The sequence below is a fragment of the Synechococcus sp. MU1655 genome (assembly GCF_023630655.1).
In the GTDB taxonomy this organism is placed as follows: domain Bacteria; phylum Cyanobacteriota; class Cyanobacteriia; order PCC-6307; family Cyanobiaceae; genus Synechococcus_C.
This window is the reverse complement of sequence record NZ_JAKUHK010000117.1, coordinates 1-6013: the sequence shown is the minus strand read 5'-3', so window position 1 is coordinate 6013 and position 6013 is coordinate 1. Positions and strand designations below refer to the sequence as shown.

General features: G+C 51.9%; 7 protein-coding genes and 2 pseudogenes. 4 read left to right on the top strand and 5 right to left on the bottom strand.

What is annotated here, in order from left to right:
- Both NCN04_RS06750 and pds (NCN04_RS06745) read right to left on the bottom strand, forming a co-directional pair.
- The coding region (locus NCN04_RS06750; RefSeq protein WP_250395579.1) for a squalene/phytoene synthase family protein at nt 1–596 on the bottom strand (596 nt) is incomplete at its 3' end.
- Nucleotides 597–599: 3 nt separating this feature from the next.
- Nucleotides 600–2018 (bottom strand): 15-cis-phytoene desaturase, encoded by a 1419-nt coding sequence (gene pds / locus NCN04_RS06745; RefSeq protein WP_250395580.1) that lies wholly within the window; start codon nt 2016–2018, stop codon nt 600–602.
- A gap of 82 nt (nt 2019–2100) precedes the next feature.
- Between pds (NCN04_RS06745) and NCN04_RS06740 the strand changes: the two genes are divergently transcribed.
- The gene (locus NCN04_RS06740) at nt 2101–2472 is read left to right on the top strand and encodes an NAD(P)H-quinone oxidoreductase subunit M (RefSeq protein ID WP_502988763.1); all 372 of its coding nucleotides are present in this window, start codon (nt 2101–2103) and stop codon (nt 2470–2472) included.
- On the top strand, nt 2469–3071 hold the full coding sequence (locus NCN04_RS06735) for a DUF3172 domain-containing protein (protein ID WP_048347359.1): 603 nt from the start codon (nt 2469–2471) through the stop codon (nt 3069–3071). The genes NCN04_RS06740 and NCN04_RS06735 overlap by 4 nt, the downstream gene beginning before the upstream one ends.
- On the opposite strand, the pseudogene NCN04_RS10765 reads toward NCN04_RS06735, so the two are convergent.
- From NCN04_RS10765 to NCN04_RS06725, 3 genes and pseudogenes are all read right to left on the bottom strand, one after another.
- Nucleotides 3068–3217 (bottom strand): annotated as a pseudogene (locus tag NCN04_RS10765) (LysR family transcriptional regulator); the annotation flags it as partial. The gene NCN04_RS06735 and the pseudogene NCN04_RS10765 sit on opposite strands and share 4 nt — an antisense overlap.
- A pseudogene (locus NCN04_RS10695) lies at nt 3198–3545 on the bottom strand (DUF3172 domain-containing protein); the annotation flags it as partial. The pseudogenes NCN04_RS10695 and NCN04_RS10765, both read right to left, overlap by 20 nt.
- Entirely contained in the window at nt 3542–3913 is a 372-nt protein-coding gene (locus NCN04_RS06725; RefSeq protein WP_502988762.1) for an NAD(P)H-quinone oxidoreductase subunit M, read from the bottom strand. The gene NCN04_RS06725 and the pseudogene NCN04_RS10695, both read right to left, overlap by 4 nt.
- Nucleotides 3914–3995: 82 nt before the next feature.
- Between NCN04_RS06725 and pds (NCN04_RS06720) the strand changes: the two genes are divergently transcribed.
- Nucleotides 3996–5414 carry a 15-cis-phytoene desaturase gene (gene pds / locus NCN04_RS06720; protein ID WP_250395580.1) on the top strand — a complete coding sequence of 473 codons (1419 nt, stop codon included), beginning with the start codon at nt 3996–3998 and terminating at the stop codon, nt 5412–5414.
- A gap of 3 nt (nt 5415–5417) precedes the next feature.
- Nucleotides 5418–6013, top strand: a 596-nt coding sequence (locus NCN04_RS06715; RefSeq protein WP_250395579.1) for a squalene/phytoene synthase family protein, incomplete at its 3' end; no start/stop codon positions are given.

The window sequence follows — 6013 nt, the reverse complement described above, 5'->3', positions numbered from 1 at the left end:
GGCAGATAGATCCGTCCTCGGGCACGATCTTCTCCAACATCACGAAGAATATTAGTAAGTTGATTGGCAATCCCTAAAGCAACAGCTGCATCAGAAGGGTCGGGGCAATCACTCCAAGGCGCAGAAGTGTATGCCTCGTCAACACCCATCACTCCCTGGGTCATCAAGCCAACGGTTCCAGCAACGCGATAGCAGTAGAGCTTTAAATCTTCAAACGTGGGGTAGCGGGTCCAAGACAGATCCATCCGCTGGCCCTCGATCATGTCGAGGTAGGGCTGTATGCCCTGCGGAAATCTCTGCAAGGTGTCCAGCATCACCGCATCTAGATCATCTGAGACATGGCCGCTAAAGAGCTCTCTTGTTTTTTCTTCCCAACGGTCAAGTCGCTCGGCAAGCTCATCAACCGATCGAGATTGAGCCTCATCGCTGTCCATGAGCTCATCTGTCCGTCGACACCAGACGTAAATGGCCCAGATTGCCCGTCGCTTCTCCAGTGGGAGGAGCAACGTGCCCAAATAAAATGTCTTTGCCCACTCAGCTGTCTCGCGGCGACAAGCCTCGAAGGCTGCATCGAGATCCGAAGCTGCGAGGGTCATGACTCAGGCCGAGACCGGCTCGCTGACAGAAGACGATGATGACAGTTGATCGCGCTTGCGGTCCACAGCTTCTGCGCAAAGTTTGCCGCTCAACACTGCCCCCTCCATGGAAGCCAAGTAACGCTGCATCGTATAATCGCCCGCCAAGAAAAAGTTTTTAATTGGGGTTGTTTGATCAGGCCGAAGCTGCTGACATCCAGGCGTAGTTTTATAGACAGAGAGAGGAGTTTTTACAACTTTAGACTTGCGAAGCTTTGCAGGATTATCAGTTCCGAAATGCATTGGGAATAATTTCTTAAGCTCACCCATGGTCGCTTCAATAATATCCTCATCACTGCGGCCAATCCAATCCTTCGCAGGAGCGAATACAAGTTCAAGCATCGATCGATCCGGATCTTCATACTCCTTACAAGCAATACTCATATCGGCGTACACACTTAGCAAGGGCGAACGACTGAAGAGCAAGTGATCAATGTCCGTAAGCTTTCGGTCAAACCAAAGATGAATATTGATCACTGGCACTCCGCGGAGACCATCCAACTTGCGAAAGACATCCATTTGTTGCCATGGCTCTGGTATCAACAGCTTGAAAGGATCCACAGGAAGTGCACTCACGTAAGCATCAGCAACGAGATCAAAACTTTCCTTACCCTTCACCCCTCCAATATGAAAAGCAGCAACGCTTCCATCAGCGTTGAGCTTGATCTCTCTTAATGGGCTATCCAGATGCACCTCACCTCCGAGCGATTGAACATGCTCCACAATCGGGTCACATAGACGCTCAGGAGGCGCTCCATCAAGAAATGCCATGCGGGAACCATTTTTTTCCTGCAGAAAGCGATTCAGGGCGGTCAACAACACTGTTGATGAAATTTCATCGGGATCAATGAAGTTCAACGCCTTACTCATGGCAATGAAGACTTCATCATTAACGCGCTCAGGAATATTGTGAAGCCTGAGCCATTCAGTCCAAGAATATTTATCGCACTCTTCGACATAACCCTGGCCTCTTAGCATGGCTGGGACCAGCCCGATGCCAAAACTAATTTTTTCTGGCCAAGACAGCATGTCATTGTTACCAAGAATTGCTGCAACACCATTCATAGGTGCCGGCAAATCTGGAAAGTCGAAGCGACTGTAAGTACCAGGCTCTTCTGGCTGATTAAAAATCATCGAATGGCTCTTCCATTGGAGCCTGTCCTCAATATCCAGTTCTTTAAACAACTGAAGCATGTTCGGGTAAGCCCCGAAAAAGATATGCAAGCCCGTTTCATACCAGTCGCCATCTTCGTCTTTCCAAGCCGCAACTTTCCCGCCAAGCACGTCCCTAGATTCCATAAGGATGGGGGTATGACCGGCGTCCGCCAGATATTTCGCGCAGGAGAGACCAGCCAGTCCTGCTCCCGCAATGGCGATACGCATGCTTCAGACCACAATTTAAAGACAACCTTAAAAGGATCACGGCCCGGTTCGCTTCCTAAAGTCTTCAGCAACCGCAAGCGCGGTGTCCTTACGCAATACAAGCCCCATGGCCGACACCCTGCTGAAGAGCACCACTCGCCACGTGCGTCTATTCACAGCTCGAGTCAATGACGGGCGGCTCATTCCAGACCCCAATCAGCTCACTCTCGACCTGGCTCCAGACAACGAATTCCTATGGAATGACAGCTGCGTCCAGACGATTCAACAACGTTTTCGTGAGCTGGTAGAGGCCCATGCAGGTCAGCCTCTGAACGATTACAACCTGCGCCGGATCGGCTCAGAACTTGAGGGAAGCATTCGCCAGCTCCTACAGGCAGGCCAACTGAGCTACAACCCTGATTGCCGCGTTCTGAACTACTCCATGGGCCTGCCCCGCACCCCTGAACTGCTGTGAGCCGCTCCCCCTACGACCGTCCACGGGGCGGAACTCCACGTCGTCCTGACGAGCGCAGAGGAGGTCGTTACAGCCCTCCGCCAATGGGCAACAACGAGGGTGGGGATGGAGGCGGTCGTTTCAACACGACCAGAATTGCTGTCCTCGCTGGAGTTCTGGTGGTGGGAATCGGAATCGGCAGTGCTCTTACGAGCACAACGCAGGGAGATCAAGGCAACATTGCCAGCAGTGAGCAATTGGATTTAGCGGTACCAGACCCCGAATTTTGCAAGCAGTGGGGAGCAAGTGCCTTTGTGATGGACATTGAGATGTATACGACCATGAACCCATCCAGCAGCTTCGTGACGCAGCCCACGCTGCAACCAGGCTGCGTGATTCGCCGAGAGAACTGGGCCGTCTTACGCAAGGAAGGAGCGATCACCGCTGCTCAGGAACGGCAATGCAAACAAAGAATGAACACCTTCGCTTACATCGGCTCAGTGAGAGACAAACCTGCTGTTCGCTGCGTTTACCAAACTGATATCACTCAAAACAAATTTCTCACCAAAGGGATCGCCGACGACACTGTTGGTATCACCCCAGAAGCTGATCAGTTCTAAGAGGCGTCAAAAACTGTGGCTATGGGTTCTGGCCCTACGGCCGCAGCCCTTGGCTGACGCAAAGGACTATCGGCACTGGCAAACACCGGCAAAACATCACACCGAAAAGCTTCGGCCGCCCGTGAGCAATAACGCGCTGGATGGGTTCATGGTCGTATACATCTCAATGTCCATCACAAAGGCACTTGCTCCCCACTGCTTGCAAAATTCGGGGTCTGGTACCGCTAAATCCAATTGCTCACTGCTGGCAATGTTGCCTTGATCTCCCTGCGTTGTGCTCGTAAGAGCACTGCCGATTCCGATTCCCACCACCAGAACTCCAGCGAGGACAGCAATTCTGGTCGTGTTGAAACGACCGCCTCCATCCCCACCCTCGTTGTTGCCCATTGGCGGAGGGCTGTAACGACCTCCTCTGCGCTCGTCAGGACGACGTGGAGTTCCGCCCCGTGGACGGTCGTAGGGGGAGCGGCTCACAGCAGTTCAGGGGTGCGGGGCAGGCCCATGGAGTAGTTCAGAACGCGGCAATCAGGGTTGTAGCTCAGTTGGCCTGCCTGTAGGAGCTGGCGAATGCTTCCCTCAAGTTCTGAGCCGATCCGGCGCAGGTTGTAATCGTTCAGAGGCTGACCTGCATGGGCCTCTACCAGCTCACGAAAACGTTGTTGAATCGTCTGGACGCAGCTGTCATTCCATAGGAATTCGTTGTCTGGATCCAGGTCGAGAGTGAGCTGATTGGGGTCTGGAATGAGCCGCCCGTCATTGACTCGAGCTGTGAATAGACGCACGTGGCGAGTGGTGCTCTTCAGCAGGGTGTCGGCCATGGGGCTTGTATTGCGTAAGGACACCGCGCTTGCGGTTGCTGAAGACTTTAGGAAGCGAACCGGGCCGTGATCCTTTTAAGGTTGTCTTTAAATTGTGGTCTGAAGCATGCGTATCGCCATTGCGGGAGCAGGACTGGCTGGTCTCTCCTGCGCGAAATATCTGGCGGACGCCGGTCATACCCCCATCCTTATGGAATCTAGGGACGTGCTTGGCGGGAAAGTTGCGGCTTGGAAAGACGAAGATGGCGACTGGTATGAAACGGGCTTGCATATCTTTTTCGGGGCTTACCCGAACATGCTTCAGTTGTTTAAAGAACTGGATATTGAGGACAGGCTCCAATGGAAGAGCCATTCGATGATTTTTAATCAGCCAGAAGAGCCTGGTACTTACAGTCGCTTCGACTTTCCAGATTTGCCGGCACCTATGAATGGTGTTGCAGCAATTCTTGGTAACAATGACATGCTGTCTTGGCCAGAAAAAATTAGTTTTGGCATCGGGCTGGTCCCAGCCATGCTAAGAGGCCAGGGTTATGTCGAAGAGTGCGATAAATATTCTTGGACTGAATGGCTCAGGCTTCACAATATTCCTGAGCGCGTTAATGATGAAGTCTTCATTGCCATGAGTAAGGCGTTGAACTTCATTGATCCCGATGAAATTTCATCAACAGTGTTGTTGACCGCCCTGAATCGCTTTCTGCAGGAAAAAAATGGTTCCCGCATGGCATTTCTTGATGGAGCGCCTCCTGAGCGTCTATGTGACCCGATTGTGGAGCATGTTCAATCGCTCGGAGGTGAGGTGCATCTGGATAGCCCATTAAGAGAGATCAAGCTCAACGCTGATGGAAGCGTTGCTGCTTTTCATATTGGAGGGGTGAAGGGTAAGGAAAGTTTTGATCTCGTTGCTGATGCTTACGTGAGTGCACTTCCTGTGGATCCTTTCAAGCTGTTGATACCAGAGCCATGGCAACAAATGGATGTCTTTCGCAAGTTGGATGGTCTCCGCGGAGTGCCAGTGATCAATATTCATCTTTGGTTTGACCGAAAGCTTACGGACATTGATCACTTGCTCTTCAGTCGTTCGCCCTTGCTAAGTGTGTACGCCGATATGAGTATTGCTTGTAAGGAGTATGAAGATCCGGATCGATCGATGCTTGAACTTGTATTCGCTCCTGCGAAGGATTGGATTGGCCGCAGTGATGAGGATATTATTGAAGCGACCATGGGTGAGCTTAAGAAATTATTCCCAATGCATTTCGGAACTGATAATCCTGCAAAGCTTCGCAAGTCTAAAGTTGTAAAAACTCCTCTCTCTGTCTATAAAACTACGCCTGGATGTCAGCAGCTTCGGCCTGATCAAACAACCCCAATTAAAAACTTTTTCTTGGCGGGCGATTATACGATGCAGCGTTACTTGGCTTCCATGGAGGGGGCAGTGTTGAGCGGCAAACTTTGCGCAGAAGCTGTGGACCGCAAGCGCGATCAACTGTCATCATCGTCTTCTGTCAGCGAGCCGGTCTCGGCCTGAGTCATGACCCTCGCAGCTTCGGATCTCGATGCAGCCTTCGAGGCTTGTCGCCGCGAGACAGCTGAGTGGGCAAAGACATTTTATTTGGGCACGTTGCTCCTCCCACTGGAGAAGCGACGGGCAATCTGGGCCATTTACGTCTGGTGTCGACGGACAGATGAGCTCATGGACAGCGATGAGGCTCAATCTCGATCGGTTGATGAGCTTGCCGAGCGACTTGACCGTTGGGAAGAAAAAACAAGAGAGCTCTTTAGCGGCCATGTCTCAGATGATCTAGATGCGGTGATGCTGGACACCTTGCAGAGATTTCCGCAGGGCATACAGCCCTACCTCGACATGATCGAGGGCCAGCGGATGGATCTGTCTTGGACCCGCTACCCCACGTTTGAAGATTTAAAGCTCTACTGCTATCGCGTTGCTGGAACCGTTGGCTTGATGACCCAGGGAGTGATGGGTGTTGACGAGGCATACACTTCTGCGCCTTGGAGTGATTGCCCCGACCCTTCTGATGCAGCTGTTGCTTTAGGGATTGCCAATCAACTTACTAATATTCTTCGTGATGTTGGAGAAGATCGTGCCCGAGGACGGATCTATCTGCC